At 71.4% G+C, this 22,181-nt stretch carries 17 protein-coding genes; 8 read left to right on the top strand and 9 right to left on the bottom strand.

Translation table 11 applies throughout. The features are described from left to right. Positions 1-23: 23 nt before the first annotated feature. Both H297_RS0111805 and H297_RS35900 read right to left on the bottom strand, forming a co-directional pair. Entirely contained in the window at positions 24-929 is a 906-nt protein-coding gene (locus tag H297_RS0111805; RefSeq protein WP_027737216.1) for a tRNA (adenine-N1)-methyltransferase, read from the bottom strand. A 59-nt stretch (positions 930-988) separates the two neighbouring features. Then, a complete protein-coding gene (locus H297_RS35900) occupies positions 989-2,275 on the bottom strand; it encodes a site-2 protease family protein (RefSeq protein ID WP_037793761.1) in 1,287 nt (428 codons plus the stop codon). Between the two features lie 140 nt (positions 2,276-2,415). Between H297_RS35900 and H297_RS35905 the strand changes: the two genes are divergently transcribed. Both H297_RS35905 and H297_RS0111820 read left to right on the top strand, forming a co-directional pair. Next, the gene (locus tag H297_RS35905; RefSeq protein ID WP_051351756.1) at positions 2,416-3,357 is read left to right on the top strand and encodes a RecB family exonuclease; all 942 of its coding nucleotides are present in this window, start codon (positions 2,416-2,418) and stop codon (positions 3,355-3,357) included. Between the two features lie 41 nt (positions 3,358-3,398). Then, positions 3,399-4,070, top strand: coding sequence for a response regulator transcription factor (locus H297_RS0111820; protein WP_027737217.1), 672 nt, complete (start codon positions 3,399-3,401; stop codon positions 4,068-4,070). Positions 4,071-4,121: 51 nt separating this feature from the next. Here H297_RS0111820 and H297_RS0111825 read toward each other — a convergent pair whose 3' ends face one another. The 3 genes from H297_RS0111825 to metH form a co-directional block, all read right to left on the bottom strand. Then, positions 4,122-5,714: an ABC transporter substrate-binding protein gene (locus H297_RS0111825; RefSeq protein ID WP_027737218.1), complete on the bottom strand. Its 1,593-nt coding sequence runs from the start codon at positions 5,712-5,714 to the stop codon at positions 4,122-4,124. A gap of 414 nt (positions 5,715-6,128) precedes the next feature. Continuing rightward, the gene (locus tag H297_RS0111830; protein ID WP_027737219.1) at positions 6,129-6,830 is read right to left on the bottom strand and encodes an HAD family hydrolase; all 702 of its coding nucleotides are present in this window, start codon (positions 6,828-6,830) and stop codon (positions 6,129-6,131) included. A gap of 105 nt (positions 6,831-6,935) precedes the next feature. Further along, the gene (metH, locus tag H297_RS0111835) at positions 6,936-10,466 is read right to left on the bottom strand and encodes a methionine synthase (protein WP_027737220.1); all 3,531 of its coding nucleotides are present in this window, start codon (positions 10,464-10,466) and stop codon (positions 6,936-6,938) included. 471 nt (positions 10,467-10,937) lie between these two features. Here metH and H297_RS0111840 point away from each other — a divergent pair, with 471 nt between their 5' ends. The 5 genes from H297_RS0111840 to H297_RS0111860 all read left to right on the top strand — a co-directional run bounded on the left by H297_RS0111840 (position 10,938) and on the right by H297_RS0111860 (position 17,019). Continuing rightward, a complete protein-coding gene (locus H297_RS0111840; protein WP_027737221.1) occupies positions 10,938-11,702 on the top strand; it encodes an IclR family transcriptional regulator in 765 nt (254 codons plus the stop codon). A gap of 245 nt (positions 11,703-11,947) precedes the next feature. Beyond that, a complete protein-coding gene (locus tag H297_RS0111845) occupies positions 11,948-12,703 on the top strand; it encodes an MIP/aquaporin family protein (protein WP_027737222.1) in 756 nt (251 codons plus the stop codon). Positions 12,704-12,763: 60 nt separating this feature from the next. Further along, the gene (glpK, locus tag H297_RS0111850) at positions 12,764-14,308 is read left to right on the top strand and encodes a glycerol kinase GlpK (RefSeq protein WP_027737223.1); all 1,545 of its coding nucleotides are present in this window, start codon (positions 12,764-12,766) and stop codon (positions 14,306-14,308) included. Positions 14,309-14,313: 5 nt separating this feature from the next. Beyond that, complete coding sequence (locus H297_RS0111855; protein ID WP_027737224.1) at positions 14,314-15,918, top strand: glycerol-3-phosphate dehydrogenase/oxidase; 1,605 nt, start codon at positions 14,314-14,316, stop codon at positions 15,916-15,918. Positions 15,919-16,347: 429 nt separating this feature from the next. Next, positions 16,348-17,019, top strand: a complete 672-nt coding sequence (locus H297_RS0111860) for a FadR/GntR family transcriptional regulator (protein WP_027737225.1) — start codon at positions 16,348-16,350, stop codon at positions 17,017-17,019. Between the two features lie 12 nt (positions 17,020-17,031). Here H297_RS0111860 and H297_RS0111865 read toward each other — a convergent pair whose 3' ends face one another. Beyond that, on the bottom strand, positions 17,032-17,889 hold the full coding sequence (locus H297_RS0111865) for an amidohydrolase family protein (protein WP_051351757.1): 858 nt from the start codon (positions 17,887-17,889) through the stop codon (positions 17,032-17,034). A 212-nt stretch (positions 17,890-18,101) separates the two neighbouring features. On the opposite strand from H297_RS0111865, the gene H297_RS0111870 reads away from it, so the two are divergent. Then, positions 18,102-19,082 (top strand): PAC2 family protein, encoded by a 981-nt coding sequence (locus tag H297_RS0111870; RefSeq protein WP_027737227.1) that lies wholly within the window; start codon positions 18,102-18,104, stop codon positions 19,080-19,082. A gap of 155 nt (positions 19,083-19,237) precedes the next feature. On the opposite strand, the gene mshC is transcribed toward H297_RS0111870, so the two are convergent. The 3 genes from mshC to H297_RS0111885 form a co-directional block, all read right to left on the bottom strand. Continuing rightward, positions 19,238-20,467, bottom strand: a complete 1,230-nt coding sequence (gene mshC / locus H297_RS0111875; RefSeq protein WP_027737228.1) for a cysteine--1-D-myo-inosityl 2-amino-2-deoxy-alpha-D-glucopyranoside ligase — start codon at positions 20,465-20,467, stop codon at positions 19,238-19,240. Positions 20,468-20,534: 67 nt separating this feature from the next. Then, on the bottom strand, positions 20,535-21,551 hold the full coding sequence (locus tag H297_RS0111880) for an SCO1664 family protein (protein ID WP_027737229.1): 1,017 nt from the start codon (positions 21,549-21,551) through the stop codon (positions 20,535-20,537). Then, positions 21,548-22,138 carry a DUF3090 domain-containing protein gene (locus H297_RS0111885; RefSeq protein ID WP_027737230.1) on the bottom strand — a complete coding sequence of 197 codons (591 nt, stop codon included), beginning with the start codon at positions 22,136-22,138 and terminating at the stop codon, positions 21,548-21,550. The genes H297_RS0111880 and H297_RS0111885 overlap by 4 nt, the downstream gene beginning before the upstream one ends. Positions 22,139-22,181: the final 43 nt, after the last annotated feature.

Here is a 22,181-nt window from a genome sequence, read left to right on the forward strand (position 1 = left end):
GTACCGCCGGGGTCGGCCGGGAGTCAGGAGGCGCGGCCGCCGGACTGGCCGCCGGGGCCCGTGTAGTCCTCGCCGTAGGCTCCCTTGGCGGGGCGGCGACGGCGCAGCGGGGGCTCGACGCCCTCGGCGAGGCGGCGGGCGGTCAGCAGGAAGCCGGTGTGGCCGATCATGCGGTGGTCGGGACGGACGGCGAGACCCTCGATGTGCCAGTTGCGCACCATCGTCTCCCAGGCCTGCGGCTCGTTGAAGGTGCCGAACTCGCGGATCGACTCGACCATGCGGGCCATCTGCGTGGTGGTGGCGACGTAGGCGCACAGGATGCCGCCGGGCACCAGCGCCTTGGAGACGGGCTCCAGGCACTCCCAGGGGGCGAGCATGTCGAGGATGACGCGGTCGACGTCGGTGTCGGACAGGTTGTCCTGGAGGTCGCCGACGGTCAGTGTCCAGGCGGGGTGGGGGCTGCCGAAGTAGCGCTCCACGTTCTGCTGGGCGATCTCGGCGAAGTCGGCGCGGCGCTCGTAGGAGTGCAGCATGCCCTGGTCGCCGATGGCGCGGAGCAGGAAGGTGCTCAGCGAGCCCGAGCCGACGCCCGCCTCGACGACACGGGCGCCGGGGAAGATGTCGGCCATGGCGAGTACCTGGCCGGCGTCCTTGGGGTAGACGACGGCGGCCCCCCGTGGCATGGACAGGACATAGTCGGGGAGCAGTGGACGCAGCGCGAGGTAGGCGACGTTTCCGGTGGTACGGACGACACTCCCCTCGGGCGCACCGATCAGCTCGTCGTGCGGGAAGGCTCCCTTGTGGGTGTGGAAGCTCTTCCCCTCTTCGAGGGTGATCGTGTAGTGGCGGCCCTTGGGGTCGGTGAGCTGGACCTGGTCCCCGACCTCGAAGGGCCCGCGACGGCGGGCGGCACCGGTCGGTTCGGACATGCCGACAGCCTATCCGGTCCGCCCGAGGCGCAGTGCGCTGGGCCGCCCCGGTGACCTGGCTACCCGGGGGTCCGCGAGCTGCCGGTGTCCGGCCGGTTCGACATCGCGGCGACGAAGGCCCGCTCGACATCGGCGGTGGACAGCACCCCGTAGATCTCGCCGGTGTCCTCGACCACCAGGTACTCCGTCGCCGGGGTGGCCCGCAGCCACTCCAGCAGGTCCTCGCCGCTCAGCTCCGCGGGGACGCGCATGCCCTCCTTGAGGTCCTGGGCGAGGGTGCTGACCGCCACCCAGGGCCGCCGGTGCTCGGGCACGGAGGCGATGGCGGCCTCCCGTACCAGCGAGAGCGGGTCGCCCAGCCCGTCGACGACGACGAGAGCGCGGGCCCCGGCGGTGTTGGCCCGGCGCAGCGCCTCGGACAGCGGGGTGTCGGTCTCGACGGGCACGGCGCGGCGGGTCAGCGTGCGGGCCCGCAGCTCGGGCAACCGCTCACGCAGCCGGGCCATCCGCAGGCTGTTGCCCGCGCCGGTCCAGATGATGGCGGCCAGGATGGCGGCGAGCAGCGCGTCGGTGAGAGAGGCCACCCCGTCGACCTTGCCGCGGGCCAGCCCGCCCGCATGCGTGGCCAGCGGCAGCCCGATCAGCACGGCGACGGCCAGCGCCCGTCCCACCCAGGCGGCGGCCACCGTGCCGGCCATCGGCTTGCCGCTGAGCTTCCACACGACGGCGCGCAGCATCCGGCCGCCGTCCAGCGGCAGGCCGGGCAGCAAATTGAAGATGGCGACCAGCAGGTTGGAGACCATCAGCCCGGCGAGCAGCACCCGCGGCACGGTGCCCGGCTCCACGCCGTGCATCGCCGCATAGAAGACGCCGGACAGGATCAACGAGAACAGCGGGCCCACGAAGGCGAGGACGAACTCGCGGCCGGGGGTCTCCGACTCCTTCTCGATCTCGGAGACGCCGCCGAAGAACTGGAGCTGGATGCGGCGCACCGGCAGCTTGAAGCGGAGGGCGACGACCGTGTGCGCCAGCTCGTGCACCAGCACGGAGGCGTAGAAGGCGACGGCGAAGAACAGGGCGATCAGATACCGCAGGCCCCCCAGCTCGGGCAGCACCCGGTCGAGCTGGCCGCCGAAGACCCAGGTGATGAGGGCGGCCACCAGGAACCAGGAGGGTGCGACGTAGACGGGGACCCCGAAGGGGCGGCCCATCAGGATGCCGCCGCCCGGCGGGGCGGGGCGGGCGGGCTTGCCGGGGGTCGGCTTGCGGGAGGACGGCGCGCCGTGGCCGCCTCCCTCGCCGGAGCCGCCGGCGGGCGGCTTCCCGTCGTTGTCCTCGTCCGCCACGGGTTCCCCTCTGCTGCTTCCCTCGCGCCCCGTCGCTCCGCTGCGCCGGCCGCGTGCTGCCTGCCGGGCGGGACGGTACGTGGGGTCCGTCGTCGATGGTAAGTGTGCGCTGTCAGTGGTGGGTCGTAGGGTCGTGTCCCATGAAAACCAGCGCGGCCACACCGCCGACCTCGCTGTCGCCCTCCCGAGCAGCGGATTTCATGCAGTGTCCGCTGCTCTACCGCTTCCGGGTGATCGACAAACTGCCGGAGAAACCCTCCGCCGCCGCGACCCGGGGCACGGTGGTGCACGCCGTGCTGGAAAGACTCTTCGACGCGCCGGCCGACCAGCGCAGTGCGGGGCGGGCCCGCGGCATGGTGGCCGGCGAGTGGGAGCGGCTGCTGGCCAAGCGCCCGCAGCTCGCCGAGCTGTTCGCGGAGGACACCCAGGACGGCGCCCAGTTGGCGCAGTGGCTGGCCCAGGCGGAGGAGCTGGTCGAGCGGTGGTTCACGCTGGAGGATCCCACCCGGCTGGAGCCGGCGGACCGGGAGCTGTTCGTGGAGGCGCGGCTCGCGTCGGGGCTGCGGCTGCGCGGGATCATCGACCGAGTGGATGTCGCCCCGACGGGTGAGGTGCGCATCGTCGACTACAAGACGGGCAAGGCACCCCGCCCGGAGTATGCGGACGGGCCGCTGTTCCAGATGAAGTTCTACGCCCTGGTGCTGTGGCAGTTGCGGGGCGTGGTGCCGCGGCGGTTGCAACTCGTCTTCCTCGGCAGCGGTGACGTGCTCACCTACGATCCGGTGGAGAGCGATCTGCGGGCCACCGAGCGCAAGCTGCTGGCGCTGTGGGACGCGATCAGCCGGGCGACGGACACGGGTGACTGGCGGCCCAGGCCGAGCAAGCTGTGCGGCTGGTGCGACCATCAGGAGCACTGCCCGGAGTTCGGCGGCACTCCCCCGCCGTACCCGCTGATGATCCAGCCGAGGCTGCCGGAGCCCCGGCCGTCCGAGGCGCCGGAGCCCCGCGCGGCGGACGCGGCGGCGGGTGAAGCAGCGGACGGAGCGGCAGAAGGGGCCGCCGCCCCTGCCCCGGGTGACTGAGTGAGAATGGGGCGACCGCTGCCCTCGCCGAAGGAGTTCCCGTGGCAATCCGCGTTCTGCTCGTGGACGATCAGCCGCTGCTGCGCACCGGCTTCCGGATGATCCTGGAGGCGGAGCAGGACCTGGCGGTGGTCGGTGAGGCGGGGGACGGTCTGCAGGCGCTGGATCAGGTGCGTGCGCTGCAGCCGGACGTGGTGCTGATGGACATCCGGATGCCCCGGATGGACGGGGTGGAGGCGACCCGCCGGATCACCGGCCCGGCCAAGGACGGCCCGGCCAAGGTGCTGGTGCTGACCACGTTCGATCTGGACGAGTACGTGGTGGAGGCGCTGCGGGCCGGGGCGAGCGGGTTCCTGCTCAAGGACGCGCCCGCCGGTGAGCTGGTGCAGGCCATCAGGGTGGTGGCGGCGGGCGAGGCGATGCTGGCCCCCAGCATCACCCGGCGGCTGCTGGACAAGTACGCGGGGAAGCTGCCCTCGGGCGAGGAGCCGATGCCGGACACGCTGCACCAGTTGACGGAGCGCGAGGTGGAGGTCCTGAAGCTGGTGGCGCGCGGGCTGTCGAACGCGGAGATCGCCGCGGATCTGTTCGTGAGCGAGACGACGGTCAAGACGCACGTCGGCCACGTGCTGACGAAGCTGGGCCTGCGGGACCGGGTGCAGGCGGCGGTGTACGCGTACGAGAGCGGCCTGGTGCGGCCCGGCACGACGTGAGGCCCGCGCAAGGGCCCGGGGGCGAGCCCCCGGGCCCTTGCGGCGCACCTGTCAGCCCGCCTCGCCGCGGCCCAGCTCCCAGAGCTGGAGCACGGAGGAGGAGCTGAGGGTCCACTCGACCCCGGTGATGTCGTCGCGTGCCGCGAGGTACTGCTTGCCCTGCCACAGCGGCAGGACGGGTACGTCCTGGGCGACGATGTCCTGCGCGTGGCCGAACGGTTCGGTGGTGGAGGTGCGGTCGGTCTGCCGGCGGGTCTGCGGGACGATCTTGTCGCGGATCTCGTGGTTGGTGTACGGGGACCCGAGGAAGTTGTCCTTCTCGAAGAAGGGGGCGACGAAGTTGTCCGCGTCGGGGAAGTCCGGGTACCAGCCGTAGCCCCACACCGGGTACTTGCCGCCGGCGGCCGCGGGGCGGAACGTGCCCCACTCGACGCCCTTGGTCTTCACATCGAAGAGGCCGCTGCTGTCGAGCTGCTCCTTCAGGGCGGCGAACTCCTTGGCGGTGGCGTCACCGTAGTGGTCGGTGGTGTAGGCGAGGGTGAGCTTGACGGGCTTGTCGATGCCCGCCGCCTTCAGGATGCGGGCGGCCTTCTCCTTGCTGGGCTCGCCGTACTTGTTGAAGAACGAGTTGCGGTGCCCGGTCACCCCGGTGGGCACCAGGCTGTAGAGCGGCGAGGTGCTGCGGTCGTAGGCCTGGCGCACGATCTGATTGCGGTCCACGAGCTGGGCCATGGCCTGGCGGACAGCCTTCTTGCCTGCGGTGCCGTCGTCGGTGTCGAAGGCGAGATAGCGGATCTCCTGGCCGGACTGCTCGACCATGTCGATGCCCTTGTTCCGGGCGTTGTCGAGCCGGTTGACCTGACCGGGCGAGATCGTGCGGCCCATGACGTCGATCTTGTCGGCCTTGAGGGCCTTCTCCATGCCCTTCGAGCTGTCGAAGAAGCGCAGCTCGACCTTGCTGTTGTGCATCTTCAGGCCGCCGCTGTAGTGCGGGTTCCTGGTCAGCACGGCGGACTTGCCGGAGAGGGAGTCGAGCGCGTAGGGGCCCGAGCCGGCCAGCTCGGAGCCGTGCACCAGGGAGTCGGCCGGGTAGGTCTGGCTGTCGACGACGGCGGCCGCGGGGGTCGTCAGCTTGTACGGGAAGGTGGCGTCCGGGTTCTTCAGGTGGAAGACGACCTGGCGCTTGCCGTGCGCCTCGACGCGGTCGAGGTTGCTGAAGAGGACCGCGGGCCCGCCCTTCTGGTTGATGCGCTTGAGTCGCTGGAGGGAGAACGCGACGTCCTTCGCGTCCAGTTCGTGCCCGTTGGAGAACTTCTGCCCCTTGCGGATCGTGCAGCGGTACTGCTCGTTCTGCGCGTCCGTGAAACCGCACTTGCTCGCGGCGTCCGTCTCGGGCGTGGTGCCGGTGCGGGGAGGGCGCAGCAGCGTCTGGAAGGTGTTGCGCATGACGCTCCAGGCGGCGACGTCGTACGCGGCCGCCGGGTCGAACGGCGCCGGCGCGCTCTTGTCGACCGCGAAGTGGTCCGTCGTCCCGACGACGATCGGGTCACCGTCGGCACCCCCGTCCTCCTTCGATCCGCACGCGGCGAGGGCGGGCGCGAGAAGCCCGACGAGCACGGGCAGCACCACAGCTTTACGGTTCATGGTCGACGATCTCCTCGCCCGGCCGGGGTTTGTTGCAGAGGTGGAATGGCCGGTGCTCCGACATTAATCGCCCGCAGGGCCTTCCCTTGAAGCCCAGGTCACGACGGGGCTTTCACGGACCGGAACCACGAGCTTCCTGTCCGCTATCCGGACGCGGGAACGTACTCCGCGTCGCTCCATCAATACGGACACAAGGGAAGGACAATTTCCCCATCAGCCCCACGTGCACCACAGGAGGGGCCGACTGTCGAGGGGGTACGGTGTGACGAACATCACTGGACCAATAGAGGCACCGGACACCGGAATTCGGCATTCTCCGGCACCGCCGACCCGCCCTTCGGAATTCGCCGATCCCGCGTCACGGAGCGTTTTCCCGGGCCACGCGCGGTAAAGAACCCGGGGAATCCCCGATGTTCAGCGCGCCACCATGATCAGGGAACGCAGCAATTCGAGATCGACTTCTTCGAGTGAACTCACAATCGTGCGGCCCGACTTGGGCTTGATGGGCGCGATGGAGGGCACGGCCAGCACATGGCACCCCGCGGCCTCGGCGGAGGCGACGCCGGTCGCCGTGTCCTCCACCACGGCGCACCGTGCCGGATCGGCCCCCAGCCGGCGTGCCGCCGTCAGATACGGGTCCGGGTGGGGCTTGGTGCGGGGCAGTTCGTCGCCGGCGACGGTGAAGGCGAAGTTCTCCGGCCCGATCCAGGTGAGCATGCGGTCCACCACGCTGCGGTGCGAGGCGGAGACCAGGGCCGCGGGGATCCGGTGCGCGGCCAGCTCCGCCAGCAGCCTGCGGGCGCCCGGCATCAGCGGGACGCCGCGCTCCAGGCGCTCGGTGAACTTGGCGTTCAGCAGCACGCTGAGCTCGTCCAGCTCGATCTCGGCCGCCGTGGCCTCGATGAGGAACCCCGCGCTGCGCGCCATGGGGCCGCCCACCACGACCTGCCGCCACTCGTCCCGCAGCTCGTGCCCCAGCTCCGCGAAGGCCTCCACCTCCGCGTCCCACCAGAAGTCCTCGGTGTCGACCAGCGTGCCGTCCATGTCCAGCAGCACGGCCTGCAGCGCGGGCTCTTCACCCGTAAGGGTGGTGACGGCGGGGGATGTACCGGCCATCCGCGAACACCTCCAAGGGGACGACAAGGCCGGCCGTCCTCGCCCGCACCCGGCGGAAGGGGACGACCGGCCTGTACCGGACCGATCAGTCTACGACGTGACCGCTCAGCGGGCGTTGAAGTACTTCGCCTCGGGGTGGTGCAGCACGATCGCGTCGGTCGACTGCTCGGGGTGGAGCTGGAACTCCTCCGACAGCTCGACGCCGATCCGCTCGGGCCGCAGCAGCTCGGCGATCTTGGCCCGGTCCTCCAGGTTGGGGCAGGCCCCGTAGCCGAGCGAGAAGCGCGCTCCGCGGTACTTCAGGTCGAACATGCCCTGCATCTCGCTCGGGTCGTCGCCCGCGTAGCCCAGCTCGCCGCGGACCCGCGCGTGCCAGTACTCGGCGAGCGCCTCCGCCAGCTGGACGGAGAGCCCGTGCAGCTCCAGGTAGTCGCGGTAGGCGTCCGCCGCGAACAGCTCGGCGGTCTTCTCACCGATCTTCGAGCCGACCGTGACGACCTGGAGGCCGACGACGTCCGTGGTGCCCGAGTCCTCCGGGCGGAAGAAGTCGGCCAGGCACAGCCGCCGGCCGCGCCGCTGGCGGGGGAAGGTGAAGCGGGTGCGCTCGTTGCCCTGCTCGTCCAGCAGGATCAGGTCGTCGCCCTTGGAGTAGCAGGGGAAGTAGCCGTAGACCACGGCCGCCTCCAGCAGGTTCTCCGTCTGCAGCCGCTCCAGCCAGCCGCGCAGCCGCGGCCGGCCCTCGGTCTCCACCAGCTCCTCGTAGGAGGGCCCGTCCCCCTTGCGCGACTCCTTCAGACCCCACTGGCCCTTGAAGAGCGCGCCCTCGTCGACCCAGGAGGCGTAGTCGTGCTGGCCGATGCCCTTGACCACGCGAGTGCCCCAGAAGGGCGGCTCGGGGACGGGATTGTCCACGGCGACGTCCGAGCGGACCGAGCCGTCGTTGGCCTCCGGCTCGGGGATGTCCAGATCCCGCTTGGCCACCCGACGCTGCTTGAGCTCGGGCAGCTTGGCGCCGGGCACGCCCCGCTTGACGTCCATCAGGGCGTCCATGAGGCTCAGCCCCTCGAAGGCGTCCTTGGCGTAGCGGACCTCGCCCTCGTAGATCTCGTGCAGATCCTGCTCGACGTAGGCGCGGGTGAGCGCCGCGCCGCCCAGGATGACCGGGAAGTCGTCGGCCATCTTCCGCTGGTTCAGCTCCTCCAGGTTCTCCTTCATGATCACCGTGGACTTCACCAGCAGCCCGGACATGCCGATCACGTCCGCCTTGTGTTCGGCGGCGGCGTCCAGGATGGCGCCCACCGGCTGCTTGATGCCCAGGTTGACGACCTGGTAGCCGTTGTTGGACAGGATGATGTCCACCAGGTTCTTGCCGATGTCGTGCACGTCGCCGCGCACCGTGGCCAGCACGATGGTGCCCTTGCCCTCGGCGTCCTCGGACTTCTCCATGTGCGGCTCCAGGTGGGCGACCGCGGCCTTCATCACCTCGGCCGACTGGAGCACGAACGGAAGCTGCATCTGCCCGGAGCCGAACAGCTCACCGACGACCTTCATGCCGGCCAGCAGCGTGTCGTTGACGATGTCGAGCGCCGGACGCTCCTCCAGGGCGGCGTCCAGGTCCGGCTCCAGGCCGTTGCGCTCGCCGTCGATGATCCGGTGCTGGAGACGCTCCTCCAGCGGCAGCGCAGCCAGTTCCTCGGCCTTGCCCGCCTTCATCGACTTGGCGGTGGCGCCCTCGAACAGCGCCATCAGCTTCTGGAGCGGGTCGTAGCCCTCCCGGCGCCGGTCGTAGACCAGGTCACGGGCGGTCTCGACCTGCTCGTCGTCGAACCGGGCGATCGGCAGGATCTTGCTGGCGTGCACGATCGCGGAGTCCAGGCCCGCCTTGACGCACTCGTCGAGGAAGACCGAGTTGAGCACGATGCGGGCGGCCGGATTGAGGCCGAAGGAGATGTTCGACAGACCGAGGGTCGTCTGCACCTCGGGGTGCCGCTGCTTGAGCCGGCGGATGGCCTCGATGGTGTGGACGCCGTCCTTGCGGGACTCCTCCTGACCGGTACAGATGGTGAAGGTCAGCACGTCGATGAGGATGTCCGACTCATGGATGCCGTAGTTGCCGGTCAGGTCGTCGATGAGGCGTTCGGCGATGGCGACCTTGTGCTCGGCGGTGCGGGCCTGGCCCTCCTCGTCGATGGTGAGTGCGATGAGGGCCGCGCCGTGCTCGGCCGCCAGCTTGGTGACCTTCGCGAAGCGCGACTCGGGGCCGTCGCCGTCCTCGTAGTTGACGGAGTTGATGACGGCGCGGCCGCCCAGCTTCTCCAGACCGGCCTGGAGGACGCCGATCTCGGTCGAGTCCAGCACGATCGGCAGTGTCGAGGCGGTCGCCAGCCGGCCGGCCAGCTCCGTCATGTCGGCCACGCCGTCCCGGCCCACGTAGTCGACGCACAGGTCGAGCATGTGGGCGCCCTCGCGGATCTGCTCGCGGGCCAGCTCCACGCAGTCGTCCCAGCGGCCCTCCAGCATGGCCTCGCGGAACTTCTTCGACCCGTTGGCGTTGGTGCGCTCACCGATGGCCAGGTAGGAGGTGTCCTGGCGGAAGGGCACCGCCTGGTAGAGGGAGGCCGCCGCCGGCTCCGGCTGCGGGCTGCGGGCGCTCTGCTCCACGCCGCGGACCCGCTCCACGAGCTGGCGCAGGTGCTCCGGTGTCGTACCGCAGCAGCCGCCCACCAGGGAGAGGCCGTAGTCGCGGACGAAGGTGTCGTGGGCGTCCGCCAGCTCACCCGGCGTGAGCGGGTAGCTCGCCCCGTCCTTGCCCAGCACCGGCAGACCGGCGTTCGGCATGCACGAGAGCGGGACCCTGGCGTGCTGGGCCAGGTAGCGCAGGTGCTCGCTCATCTCGGCCGGACCCGTCGCGCAGTTCAGGCCGATCATGTCGATGCCCAGCGGCTCCAGCGCGGTGAGGGCCGCGCCGATCTCCGAGCCCAGCAGCATGGTGCCGGTCGTCTCCACGGTGACCGAGCACAGCAGCGGCAGGCTCACACCCGCCGTCTCCATGGCGCGGCGGGCGCCGATGACGGACGCCTTGGTCTGCAGCAGGTCCTGGGTGGTCTCCACCAGCAGCGCGTCGGCACCGCCGGCGATCATGCCCTCGGCGTTGCGCTGGTAGGCGTCCCGCAGTGTGGCGTAGGGAGCGTGCCCGAGGGTGGGCAGCTTGGTGCCCGGGCCCATGGAGCCCAGCACCCAGCGCATACGGCCGTCCCCGGCCTCGAACTCGTCGGCGACCTCGCGGGCGATTGCGACGCCCTTCTCCGAGAGCTCGAAGATGCGGTCGGTGATCTCGTACTCCCCCAGCGCTGCGTGGTTGGCGCCGAAGGTGTTGGTCTCCACGCAGTCCACGCCGGCGGCGAAGTACTCCTGATGGACCGATCGGATGATGTCGGGGCGGGTCACGTTCAGGATCTCGTTGCAGCCTTCGAGCTGCTGGAAATCCTCCAGCGTCGGGTCCTGCGCCTGGATCATCGTCCCCATCGCCCCGTCGGCGACGACCACGCGCGAGGCCAGTGCCTGGCGAAGGGCATCGGCCCGGGTGGGGGTCGAGGATGCGGACGTGCTGCTCGGCGACTTCGAACTCGAGGCCATGGAAGAGGCTCCCTGGGTTGCGACGGCTGTCGGCTTTGCGCGCCGGTGAGGCAGCGCACCCGGTCAGCGTAGCGGGCCGACGCAAGAGTGCAGGTCGCCATTCCGGCCCTCGGACACCTCCGAGCCCCCTCGCCGGCACCCCCGCCCTCCCCGCCGGCGGCCCACGGGGGACGGCTCCGGCCCGGGGGTGCGGCGCACTCCGGTGCGGCCCCGCGCGGCTTCCGGAGCGCGGGGCCGACCGGTTTCGCGGCGCAGCCGGAGGCGGCCCTCGCGCGGCCTCGCGGTTGCGCCCCGGGCACGCTCGGTGGGGCACAGGTGGCGGGACGGCATGCAGCTCAGGTGGGTTCCTCGTGGTCCGGTGCGGGGGCCGGGGGCAGGGTGTGGGGATGAGGCCGACTACCGGGGAGTCGGCATGAAGCGATACCGTTCGGCATTGTCGAATGACGGAACGGACAGGTCAGGGAGGACCCGATGGCCCGGACCATCCAGTCGCTGGAGCGGGCGGCAGCCGTGCTGCGCCTGCTGGCGGGCGGCGAGCGGCGTCTCGGACTCTCCGAGATCGCCTCCGCGCTCGACCTCGCCAAGGGCACCGCCCACGGCCTGATCCGCACGCTCCAGCAGGAGGGCTTCGTCGAGCAGGAACCCGTCACCGGGCGGTACCAGCTCGGCGCCGAGCTGCTCCGGCTGGGCAACAGCTACCTGGACGTCCACGAGCTGCGGGCCCGCGCTCTGGTGTGGACCGACGATCTGGCGCGCTCCAGCGGCGAGAGCGTCTATCTGGGTGTCCTGCACCAGCAGGGCGTGCTGATCGTGCACCACGTCTTCCGCCCGGACGACAGCCGCCAGGTGCTGGAGGTCGGCGCCATGCAGCCGCTGCACAGCACCGCGCTGGGCAAGGTGCTCACGGCCTACGACCCGGTGGCGCTCAGCGAGGCGCTGGAGGGCGAGCGGCAGGCGTTCACGGAGCGGACGGTGACCGGCGAGAAGGGCCTGGAGGCGGTGCTGGAGCTGACCAGGTCACGCGGCTGGGCGTCCGATGTGGAGGAGACCTGGGACGGGCTGGCCTCGGTGGCGGCCCCCATCCACGACCGCCGCCGGATGCCGGTGGGCGCGGTGGGCGTCACCGGCGCCGTGGAGCGGGTGTGCGAGGGGGAGGAGCTGCGTCCGCTGCTGGTGGCGGCCGTACGGGACACGGCGCGGGCGGTCTCGCGCGATCTGGGTGCCCGGCGTTTCTGAAGCGGGCGGCCGGCAGGCACGAACGGCGGCACCGCTCGACGTGCCGTCTGCGCCGAGTACGCGCAGGATGACAGGCAGGAGTCATCCGTCACAGACCCTTGACGGGACCTTCGCGAAGGAGAAAAGTTGCCGTTCGGCGGTCGACATTGTCGAACACCGGACGCTTACCAGACCCGGCCCGCCTACCCTCCCCCGGTCACCGGCAGGGAGGTGCCCCCAAGGACAACAGGACAAAGGAGTCGCGGGTGTCCAGCTCCGATATCTTCGCGAGCGAGGTCACGGGCACGATGGTGCTGGTCCTCCTCGGTGGCGGCGTCTGTGCCGCCGTCAATCTGAAGCGCTCCAAGGCGTTCGAGGCCGGCTGGGTGGCCGTCGCCTTCGGCTGGGGCTTCGCGGTTCTCACGGGCGCCTACATCGCCCAGCCCTCCGGTGCACACCTGAACCCGGCGGTCACCCTGGCACTCGCGATCAAGGGTGACATCGGCTGGGGTGACGTCCCGGTCTACATGGGCAGCGAGCTGCTCGGCGCCATGCTCGGCGCGGTGCTGGTCTGGCTCGCGTACTACAGCCAGTTCCAGGTCACTCTCCGTGAGCCGGACGCCGTCGAGCTGAAGGACGCCAACCCCGGTCCGGTGCACGGCGTCTTCTTCACCTCCCCCGAGGTGCGCCACCCGTTCCTGAACTTCCTCACCGAGCTGATCGCCACCTTCGTGCTGATCTTCGCGATCCTCACCCAGGGCCTCAGCGCCAACGGCAAGGGCCTGAGCACCCTGGGCGCGATGATCACCGCGCTCGTCGTCGTCGGTATCGGTCTCTCCCTCGGTGGCCCGACCGGCTACGCGATCAACCCGGTCCGTGACCTGGGTCCGCGCATCGTCCACGCCGTGCTGCCGCTGCCGAACAAGGGCGGCAGCGATTGGAGCTACGCCTGGGTCCCCATCGTGGGCCCGCTGGCAGGCGCCGCCATCGCCGCCGGCCTCTACAACGTCGCCTGGGGATAGCGGGTGCGCCCGGACACCGAGAGGCCGACCGACACAACGACGCATCGGAGCACACACACCATGAGCGACACCCACGAGACCCACGCCTCCGCGCACGGCGGCGGCCCCTTCATCGCGGCGATCGACCAGGGCACCACCTCCAGCCGCTGCATCGTCTTCGACAAGGACGGCCGCATCGTCGCGGTCGACCAGAAGGAGCACGAGCAGATCCTGCCGAAGCCGGGCTGGGTCGAGCACGACGCGGCCGAGATCTGGGCGAACGTGCAGCAGGTCGTGAGCGGCGCGATGGACAGGGCCGGGATCACCAAGCAGGACGTACTGGCGCTCGGCATCACCAACCAGCGCGAGACGACCCTGCTGTGGGAGAAGGCCACCGGCAAGCCGGTGCACAACGCCATCGTCTGGCAGGACACCCGTACCGACGCGCTCTGCAAGGAGCTGGGCCGCAACGTCGGCCAGGACCGCTTCCGGCGCGAGACGGGACTGCCGCTGGCCTCCTACTTCGCGGGGCCGAAGATCCGGTGGCTGCTGGACCACGTCGAGGGGCTGCGCGAGCGGGCCGAGAACGGCGAGATCCTGTTCGGCACCATGGACTCGTGGGTCATCTGGAACCTGACCGGCGGCCCCGACGGCGGCAAGCACGTCACCGACGTCACCAACGCCTCCCGCACCCTGCTGATGAACCTGCACACCATGAGCTGGGACGAGAAGATCTGCGCGTCCATAGGCATCCCCATGGCGATGCTGCCGGAGATCCGCTCCTCCGCCGAGGTGTACGGCGAGGCCACCGGGGACCTGGCGGGGCTGCCCGTCGCCTCGGCGCTGGGTGACCAGCAGGCGGCGCTGTTCGGCCAGACCTGCTTCGCCGAGGGCGAGGCCAAGTCCACCTACGGCACCGGCACCTTCCTGCTGATGAACACCGGCCACCAGCCGGTCAACTCCTACAACGGGCTGCTCACCACCGTCGGCTACCGCATCGGCGACCAGGAGCCGGTCTTCGCGCTGGAGGGCTCCATCGCGGTCACCGGTTCGCTGGTGCAGTGGATGCGCGACCAGATGGGGCTGATCAACAGCGCCGCGGAGATCGAGACGCTGGCCAGCTCGGTGGAGGACAACGGCGGCGCCTACTTCGTGCCGGCCTTCTCCGGGCTGTTCGCCCCGTACTGGCGCTCCGACGCGCGCGGTGTCATCGCCGGCCTGACCCGCTACGTCACCAAGGCGCACCTGGCACGCGCGGTGCTGGAGGCCACGGCGTGGCAGACGCGGGAGATCGTCGACGCCATGCAGAAGGACTCCGACGTCGAGCTGGCGTCGCTGAAGGTGGACGGCGGCATGACCGCCAACAACCTGCTGATGCAGAGCATTTCGGACGCGCTGGACGCCCCGGTCGTCCGTCCGATGGTGGCCGAGACGACCTGTCTCGGCGCGGCGTACGCGGCCGGTCTGGCCGTCGGCTTCTGGTCGGACACCGACGAGTTGCGGGCCAACTGGAAGCGCGCCGCGGAATGGACCCCCCGCATGGACGCGGACACGCGTGAGCGGGAGTACCGGAACTGGCTCAAGGCCGTCGAGCGGACCATGGGCTGGATCGAAGAGGAGAACTGAGAGCAATGAACACCCTGCAGAGCGTCCCCACCCTCGGGACGCACCCGACTGCCGGCAGCAACCCTGGCCGCGCAGAGACCAGAGGGCTGCTCGCGAACGCGACGTACGACCTGCTGGTCATAGGCGGCGGCATCCTGGGGACCTCGGTCGCCTGGCATGCCGCGCAGTCGGGGCTGCGGGTCGCGATGGTGGACGCCGGTGACTTCGCCGGCGCCACCTCCTCCGCGTCCTCGAAGCTGGTGCACGGCGGACTGCGGTACCTGCAGACCGGCGCGGTCAAGCTCGTCGCGGAGAACCACCACGAGCGGCGGGTGCTGGCCAAGGACGTGGCCCCGCACCTGGTCAACCCGCTCACCTTCTACCTGCCCGTCTACAAGGGCGGTCCGCACGGCGCGGCCAAGCTGGGGGCGGGCGTCTTCGCCTACTCGGCGCTGTCCGCGTTCGGCGACGGCGTCGGCCGGGTCATCACCCCGGCCAAGGCCGCGGCCGACAACCCCGCGCTGCGCACCGACAACCTCAAGGCCGTCGCGGTCTACGGCGACCACCAGATGAACGACTCGCGGATGGCCGTGATGACGGTCCGCGCCGCGGTCGAGTCGGGCGCCGTGGTGCTCAACCACGCGGAGGTCACAGGGCTGCGCTTCACCGGGGGCCGGGTCACCGGTGCGGAGCTCAAGGACCGGACGGACGGTACGGAGTTCGGCGTCGACGCCCGCCTGGTGCTGAACGCGACCGGCCCGTGGGTGGACCACCTGCGCACGATGGAGGACAGCGGTGCGGCGCCCTCCATCCGGCTGTCCAAGGGCGCCCACCTGGTGCTCAGGCGCAGGTCGCCGTGGCGCGCGGCGATGGCCACCCCGATCGACAAGTACCGCATCACCTTCGCACTGCCGTGGGAGGACCAGCTGCTGCTGGGCACCACGGACGAGGAGTACACCGGCGACCCGGCCGACGTGCGGGTCACCGAGTCCGACATCCAGCAGATCCTGGACGAGGCCGCCTTCTCGGTGCAGGACGCCGACCTGGACCGCGACCTGATGACGTACGCGTTCGCAGGGCTGCGGGTGCTGCCGGGCGGCCCCGGCGGCGTGGAGTCCGCCAAGCGCGAGACGGTCGTCACCGAGGGCCGCGGCGGCATGCTGTCGGTCGCGGGCGGCAAGTGGACGACCTACCGGCACATCGGGCGCACGGTGATGGACAAGCTGGAGAAGCTGCCGGGCGGGACGCTGGCCGAGGACAGCGTCCCCGTCAAGGAGTTGGTGCGGCGCACGCCGCTGCCCGGGATCGCCAACCCGAACGCGGTGGCCCACCGGCTGCTGGTGGACCGCGAACCCGGCGTGCGGATGGACCCGCTGACGGCGCGCCACCTGGCGACCCACTACGGCTCGCTCTCCTTCGACATCGCCCGTCTGGTCAACGAGGACCCGTCGCTGGGCGAGCGCATCCACCCGGACGGGCCGGAGATCTGGGCGCAGGTCGTCTACGCCCGCGACCACGAGTGGGCCGAGACGGCGGACGACGTGGCCCGCCGCCGTACCACGCTGATGATCCGGGGCCTGGACACCGAGCAGGTGCGCGGCCGCATCGAGGAGCTGCTGAAGCAGCGCTGATCCGTTCGGCCGCCGACGCCAGTGCGGCAGTTCCGTCACGAACGCCCCCTCGACGCCTCGTCGAGGGGGCGTTCGTGGCACTGTCCCTGCCATGGACAGGGCAACCGGGGGGCCGACGCGGGGAACGGGGCAGGTGACGCGGAACAGGCCCGCGACGGGGCACCCCGCGCGCGACGCCTTGCCCGGCTGGGCCACGCTGGGTGGACGGGTGCCTGGACGAGGCCGGTCTGCGGGTGCGGAGGCGGCGGTTGGGGGGCACGGGTGCCGACGCGTCTTCGGACAGGTGTCCGGCGGCGCAGGCGGTTCGGGGCCGCGCTGTATGTCGATTTCGCGGCGACGGAGCGGACAGGGCGGACCACCGGCGCGGCTGGTGTGCGCCGCAGAGGTCATAATGAACGAGACAGACATCCGATGTCTAGGGGAGGCAGTGTGGCGGTCACCGACGAGGCGATCGAGAAGATCAAGGGGATGATCGTCTCCGGGGCGCTCGGTCCCGGCGACCGCCTGCCCAAGGAGAGCGAGCTGGCCACCGACCTGGGGCTGTCCCGCAACTCGCTGCGCGAGGCGGTCCGCGCGCTCGCGCTGATCCGCGTTCTGGACGTACGCCAGGGCGACGGCACCTACGTCACCAGCCTCGACCCCAAACTTCTGCTGGAGGCGATGAGCTTCGTCGTCGACTTCCACCGCGACGACACCGTGCTGGAGTTCCTCGCCGTCCGCCGCATCCTGGAGCCTGCCGCCACCGCGATGGCCGGCTCCCGGATCGCCGTGGAGGAGCTCGACGCGCTGGAGGCTCAGCTCGACGCGCTGGGAGCCGAGCCGTCCGTGGAGGAACTGGTCGCCGCCGACCTGGAGTTCCACCGCCGTATCGTGACCGCCTCCGGCAACTCCGTGCTGTGCTCGCTGCTGGAAGGCCTCTCCGGGCCGACGACCCGCGCCCGGGTGTGGCGGGGCCTGACCCAGCAGGACGCGGTCAGCCGCACGCTGCACGAGCACCGGCAGATCCTGGCCGCCCTGCGCGCCCGGGACACCGAGGCCGCCCGCTCCTGGTCGACGGTGCACATCGCCAGCGTGGAGCAGTGGCTGCGCTCGACACTGTGAGCGCGCGCCCGCTCAGATCCCGTAGACCCGTGCCGCGTTGCCGCCGAAGACCGCCGCTCGCTCCTGTGGTGCGAGGTGGGCGGTGGCCTCCTCGGCCAGGGCGACCACCTGGTCGTACGAGGCGGCCAGCGTGCACACCGGCCAGTCGGATCCGAACAGCACGCGGTCGGGCCCGAACACCTCAAGCACGTACCGCGCGTAGGGCAGGATCCGTGTGCGCCGCCCGTCCTGCCAGTCGGCCTCGGTGACCAGTCCGGACAGCTTGCACACGACGTTGGGCGAAGCGGCGAGCCGGCGCAGCAGCGTGCTCCAGGGCTCCCATGCGCCCGACGCCACGCGCGGTTTGGCCGCGTGGTCGAGGACGAACCGCAGCTCGGGCAGCGCCCGCACGGTCTCCAGCGCCGCCGGCAGCTCCCGCGGGGTGACCAGCAGCTCGTAGACGAGACCCGCACGGGCGAGGGCGGTCAGGCCCCGCCGTACGTCGGGCCGGCACAGCCACTCGGGGTCGGCGAGCCCCTCCGTCTGGTGCCGGACACCCGCGAGCCCGGTGGGGAGTTCCGGCCCGCCGGGTGCCGTCAGGTCGGCCCATCCGACGACGGCCGCGACTTTCTCCGAGCGCTCCTTGAGGGCGAGCAGTTCGCCCGTCTCCCCCGTCGAGTGGCAGGCCTGGACCACGACGGTGGCGGTGATGCCGTGGTCCCGCAGGTGCGGACGCAGGTCCTCCTCCGCCCAGGTGCGCCGGATCGGGTCGGCCCAGGGGCCGTCCATCCACGGGAGCGAGCGAGTGCGGGGGTTCCACAGGTGGTGGTGCGCGTCGATGCGGGGTACGGACTGCGCGGCGGGTTGCACGGGTGCGTCGCTCCGGCTCATGGGACTCGATACGTCGGACGTCTGTTCACGGATCCGATGTATAGCGTCCCGTCGAGCGGTGCGTCCAGAGGTGTGCGGCGGCCGTTCGGCACCGTGCGGGGGCTGCGGCCCGGACACCGTCACGCCGTAGGCTGGGGCCCGCACGAACAGCACGGCCTGCGGCACCGCGGGCACAGCAAGGCAGCAGGCGAAGCAAGCTAAGGAGGCGCTGGGTGATCGAGCTGGAGGGGGTTCCCGAGCTGGTCGACCCAGTCATGGTGGCCGCGTTCGAGGGCTGGAACGACGCCGGGGACGCCGCCTCCGCGGGGGTCGCCCACCTGGAGAAGGAGTGGAAGGGCGAGGTCTTCGCCGCACTCGACGCCGAGGACTACTACGACTTCCAGGTCAACCGCCCGCAGGTCTTCATGGACGACGGGGTACGCAAGGTCACCTGGCCCACCACGCGGCTGTCCGTGGTCCGCGTGGAGGACGCCGACGGCAAGGGCAAGCGGCGCGACCTCGTGCTGGTACGCGGCATCGAACCCAGCATGCGGTGGCGCTCCTTCTGCAACGAGATCCTGGGCTTCGCCCACGAACTCGGCGTCGAACTCGTCGTCGTGATGGGCGCCCTGCTCGGCGACACCCCGCACACCCGTCCCGTCCCGGTCACCGCGGTCACCTCCGACCCGGACCTGGCCCGCACCATGAACCTGGAGGAGTCGCGGTACGAGGGGCCGACCGGCATCGTCGGCATCCTCCAGGAGGCCTGCACCCACGCGGGCGTCCCGACCGCCAGCCTGTGGGCCGCCGTCCCGCACTACGTCTCGCAGCCGCCGAACCCGAAGGCGACGCTCGCCCTGCTCAACCGCCTGGAGGACCTGCTGGGGGTGCGCATCCCGATGGGAGAGCTGCCCGACGACGCGCGGGCCTGGCAGATCGGGGTCGACCAGCTCGCCGCGGAGGACAGCGAGGTCGCCGAGTACGTGCAGTCCCTGGAGGAGGCCCGCGACACGGCGGAACTGCCCGAGGCGTCGGGGGAGGCCATCGCGAAGGAGTTCGAGCGCTACCTGCGCCACCGCGACGACGCCCCCGACGGCGGCTCCTCCCCCGGCGCGCCCCCCTTCCGGCGGGACTCCGGAAGCCAGCCGCCGCACCCGAAGCCGGGCAGCGAGCCGCCGAAGCCCGGCGAGACGGACGACGACGGCGAGGAGTAGCCACTCCCCACGGCACAGCGCGGCCCGGGTGGCGCGTCGGCTCTTGCCGGCACCACCCGGGCCGCGACGGTCGGCGGCGCCACGACGGCGGGGGCGGCCTGGTCGGCGTCACGCGCGCCGGGCGGTCCCGCAGCGTGACGCCGACCGGTGCGGCTCTACAGCGCGACGCCCAACAGGGCATCGACCAGGCGGGACACCAGCCCCGGCGCTGCCTCGTCCGTGCCGCCGCGGGTGGCCTGCTCCTCGGCCCAGGCGTCCACCGCGGCGAGCGCGGCGGGGCTGTCCAGGTCGTCGGCGAGCGCGACCCGCACGCTCTCCAGCAGGTCCTCGGCAGGCGGCCCGTCCGGCCGCGAGACGGCGTCCCGCCACCGGGCGAGACGCGCGGTGGCCTCGTCCAGGACGCCCTGGGTGTACTCCCAGTCGGCGCGGTAGTGGTGGGCCAGCAGGGCGAGCCGGATGGCCGCCGGGTCGACCCCCTCCCGCCGCAGCGCGGAGACGAAGACGAGGTTGCCCTTGGACTTGGACATCTTCTCGCCGTCCAGGCCGACCATCCCCGCGTGCACATAGGTGCGGGCGAAGGGGTACTCCCCCGTGAGGGCCTGGGCGTGCGAGGCGCCCATCTCGTGGTGCGGGAAGGCCAGGTCGGAGCCGCCGCCCTGGACGTCGAAGGACATGCCCAGGTGGTCCAGGGCGATGGCCACGCACTCGATGTGCCAGCCGGGGCGGCCGGGACCGAGGGAGGCGCCGTCCCAGTGCGGCTCGCCCTCGCGGGCCGCCACCCACAGCATCGGGTCGAGCGGGTTCTTCTTGCCGGGGCGCTCCGGGTCGCCGCCGCGCTCCGCGGACAGCAGCCGCATCGTCTCCGCGTCGTACCGCGAGACCTCGCCGAAGTGCGCGTCCGCCTCGACGGAGAAGTAGACGTCGCCCTCCAGTTCGTAGGCAGCGCCCATGTCCCGGAGCCGCTCGACCAGCGGGACGATCTTCGGGATGGCTTCGACGGCGCCGACATAGTGCTTCGGGGGCAGCATCCGAAGGGCCGTCATGTCCTCGCGGAAGAGGGCCGTTTCCCGCTCGGCGAGGGCGGTCCAGTCGGTGCCGGTGGCGACGGCCCGCTCCAGGAGGGGGTCGTCGACGTCGGTGACGTTCTGTATGTAATGAACCTGCCGCTTGGTGTCGAGCCACACGCGCTGCACGAGGTCGAACGCGTTGTAGGTCGCCGCGTGCCCCAGATGAGTGGCGTCGTAGGGCGTGATGCCGCACACGTAGAGGCGGGCGACAGGACCGGGGGTGAGGGTCACCCGGCCCCCGGTCGCGGTGTCGTGGATGTCGAGGTCGCGGCCCTGGCCAGGCAGGACGGGGACCTCGGAAGCGGGCCAGGCATGCATGCCTTGAGCCTAACCCGGACTGGTGTTCCGTATCCGGCCGGATGCACGCCGTTCGGGGACGTTCCGCTCAGACCGGCGGCCAGGGGATGGCGGGCCAATCGCCGCCGGGCAGCGGATGGATCCCCGCGCTGAGCAGGGCCTCCACGCGCTTGCGCACAGCCTCCACCTCGGCCGTGGTCAGCAGGTCGGCGAGCCGCACAGCGAGGGGGGCGCCCTCGGCCAGGTCGGCGGCGAGGGCGCGCAGCGTCGCCAGGGCCTCGCCGGTCAGCTCCTCCCCCGCCCAGCCCCACAGCAGGGTGCGCAGCTTGTCGTCGACGTGGAAGGTCACCCCGTGGTCGATGGCGTACAGCGCGCCGTCCGGCCGGGCCAGCAGGTGACCGCCCTTGCGGTCACCGTTGTTGATCACCGCGTCGAGGACCGCGAGCCGTCGCAGCCGCGCGTCGTCCGCGTGCACCAGCAGCGCGGTGCGGCCCCCGCCGACGTCGGCGAAACCGACCGCTTTCCAGCCCTCGCCCGGCTCCTCCCGGTCCACCAGCGCGAGCAGCGGCGCATGCTCCTCTGCGTCCCCTGCGCCCTCTGCGTCCTTGTTCTCGTCCCCGTCCCCGTGGTCCCCGGGGCTGTCCCCGCGCTCCCCGCGGGGAGTGTCTCCCGTTGCCTGCCCCGCGCCGTGGCCCGTCTCCCCGACACCCTCGGGGCCGCCCCGATTATCGGCGTCCTCGGCGTTCTCGGCCTCTTCGGCGTCCGGCGGTTCTCCCACCCATGCCTGGCACATGCCCGTCCCGTACGGTCCGTCGCGCAGCACGGTGGCGGGTATCAGGTTCCAGCCGGTGGCGCGGGAGACCTCGTAGGCCGCGACCTCACGCTGAGCGAGGTTCCCGTCGGGGAAGTCCCACAGCGGGCGCTCGCCCGCCACCGGTTTGTAGACGCAGGCGAGGGCGGCGCCCTCGTGTTCGACCGTGCCGAACAGCACGGCGTTCGAGGCCTGCGTGATCTGCCCGTGGACCGTGAGCGTGCCCCGGGCGAGGAGCCGCCGGGTGGCCTCGCTGGCCGGCGCCGTGTTCTCCCGCGATACCGTGCCGCTCATTCGCTGCGGCGGTATCCGTTCTGGCGCGGGCACACGTGCCCCTCCGGATCGAGCGGCAGGCTGCACAGCGGGCACGGCGGACGCCCCGCGTTGACGACCTCCATCGCGCGCTTGGCGAAGGCCCGCGCCATGGTGCCGCTGATGCGGACCCGCAGCATCGGGGGGCCGTTCTCGTCGTCCTGGAGCAGCCGCTCCTCGGCATCGGCGAGGTCCTCGTCCTCGCCGGGCTCCAGCTCGACGATGGCCTGCGCCTCGACCACCATCCGCTCGCCGTCTCCGTCCCAGGCCAGCGCCATGGTGCCGACCCGGAACTCCTCCTCCACGGGCGACTCCAAGGGCTCCGTGTCGTCGATCTCCGAGGGGGCCACGGCGGGGACCGGGGCGCTGCCGCCCGAGCGGCGCACCACCTCGTCCAGCAGTTCGTCGATCCGCTCGGCGAGTGCTTCGACCTGCGCCTTCTCCAGGGCCACGCTGGTGGTGCGGCCTTGCCCGGTGGCCTGGAGGAAGAAGGTGCGGCGGCCAGGCAGCCCGACGGTGCCGGCGACGAACCGGTCCGGCGGGTCGTACAGAAATACCTGACGGGACACGTTCTGCTCCGTTGGATCGACGGCTTGAGTGGCTTCGGACAAC

The sequence above is a fragment of the Streptomyces sp. CNT360 genome (genome assembly GCF_000424785.1).